The organism is Nonomuraea sp. LPB2021202275-12-8 (assembly GCF_037044575.1).
GTDB lineage: Bacteria > Actinomycetota > Actinomycetes > Streptosporangiales > Streptosporangiaceae > Nonomuraea.
The window spans coordinates 1-1682 of sequence record NZ_JBAHWD010000111.1 but is presented as its reverse complement, the minus strand read 5'-3'; the positions used below and the strand labels follow the sequence as shown (position 1 = coordinate 1682).

The window sequence follows — 1682 nt, the reverse complement described above, 5'->3', positions numbered from 1 at the left end:
GGTCTTGCCGGTGCCGGGCGGGCCGAGGAAGACGACGTTCTCCTTGCCCGCGACGAAGTCCAGGGTGCGCAGGTGAGCGATGGCCTCGCGTTTGAGGGAGCGCTGGTGGTCATAGTCGAAGTCCTCGAGGGCTTTGCGGGCCGGGAAGCGGGCGGCGCGGATGCGGGCCTCGCCGCCGTGTGCGTCGCGGGCGGCGACTTCGCGTTGCAGGCAGGCGGCCAGGAACTCCTCATGCGTCCAGGACTCGGCGCGGGCCCGTTCGGCCAGCCGCTCGATCGCGGCCGCCAGCGAGGGCGCCTTCAGTACCCGGGTCAGATAGACGAGTTCGGCGGCGAGGTTGCGTCCGCCGCCGGCCGCCGCCGTGGCGGTGCCGCCTCGCCCTGCCATCACGCCACTCCCTCGACGCCGAGCAGGGCGTCGTAGTCGGCCAGCGAGCGCTGTTCGACCTCGGTGTCAACCGGCGCGGTGGCCACCTGCAGCCGCGCTGAGCGCAGCGCCGCGGCGGCGCTGGCATGGGCGGGATCGGTGAGCGTCTGGTGGGCGTCCCAGCAGCGCTCGTGCAGGGCCACCACCTGCCCGGCGCAGGTCACCGTGACGTGCTCCAGATCGGCGACCACTTCGACCAGCCGGCCGATCACCGATGGGTGGACGGAATAGTCGTTGGAAGCCACACGCACGTAGTGATCGCGCGCCAGCCGGGTCGCGCCGCGCCAGCCAACACTCGGCGCAACCGGGGGCAAGGCCACCATCGCCGCCCGATCCGCGGCGATCCGATCGGCCGGTCGGCAGTCGATCCGCCGGTGATGGCGCTGGTTGGCCCGCTGCAGCCAGCCGACCAACTGAGCGTTGAAGTCTGCCGGGCCGGCGAAGCTGCGGCCGGGAAGGAACGAGGTCTCCAAGTAGCCGTTGGCCCGCTCCACCAGCCCTTTGGCCTCTGGATCGGCCGGCCGGCACTGCAGGATCCGGACGCCGAGCATGCCGCGGAAGGCTTCGGCATCACGCGTCAGCTGCGCCCGACCGCCCTTCCACGCTCCGATCGCGCCCTCGTTGTCCCACACCAGGGTCTTGGGCACCGCGCCAAGAAGGCCCAGCAGCGCCCACATCCCGGCGAACAGATCACCGGCGGTCCGTGAGGGCAGCATCCGTGCCATCAGCCAGCGCGAGTACCCACTGACCATGACCAGCACCGGCAGGCTCATGCCACGGTCCGGCCCGACCGGCACCCGCGCCGGCGGGAACCACAGATCACACTGGGCCAGCTCACCGGGCTGATAGGTCGTCCGCGACGCCGGATCGACGGGTTGGTAATACGGCCGCAGCATCCGAACCCGGTTCTTGAGCACCGTGAGCGAGTTCTGCCAGCCGATCCGCTCGGCGATCACGGTGGCCGGCATGTCCGGGAACTCCTCCAGCAGTTCCCGGATCCGCGGCTCCACCGCATCCACGATCGACCCCCTGCCCGCCCGCCGGTACTTCGGTGCTTCCTCAGCCGCCAGCGCACGCTTGACGGTGTTCTTCGAGATGCCCATCCGCCGAGCGATCGCCTTGATCGGCATACCCTCGGCCCGGTGCAACCGGCGGATCTCCGCCCAGTCCTCCACCTTGATCACCCTCCACGATGACAACAGAGGGGGTCAGATTTCGGCCGTCGCCTGAGGGTCAGTTTTCACGTGTCGTCGACA

Annotated in this window: 2 protein-coding genes; both read right to left on the bottom strand. The window is 70.2% G+C overall.

Going from position 1 to position 1682, the window contains the following annotated elements; all coding sequences use genetic code 11:
* The coding region (locus V5E28_RS48910; protein WP_336217176.1) for an ATP-binding protein at window positions 1-387 on the bottom strand (387 nt) is incomplete at its 3' end.
* Complete coding sequence (gene istA / locus V5E28_RS48905) at window positions 387-1610, bottom strand: IS21 family transposase (protein ID WP_336217175.1); 1224 nt, start codon at window positions 1608-1610, stop codon at window positions 387-389. The genes istA and V5E28_RS48910, both read right to left, overlap by 1 nt.
* Window positions 1611-1682: the final 72 nt, after the last annotated feature.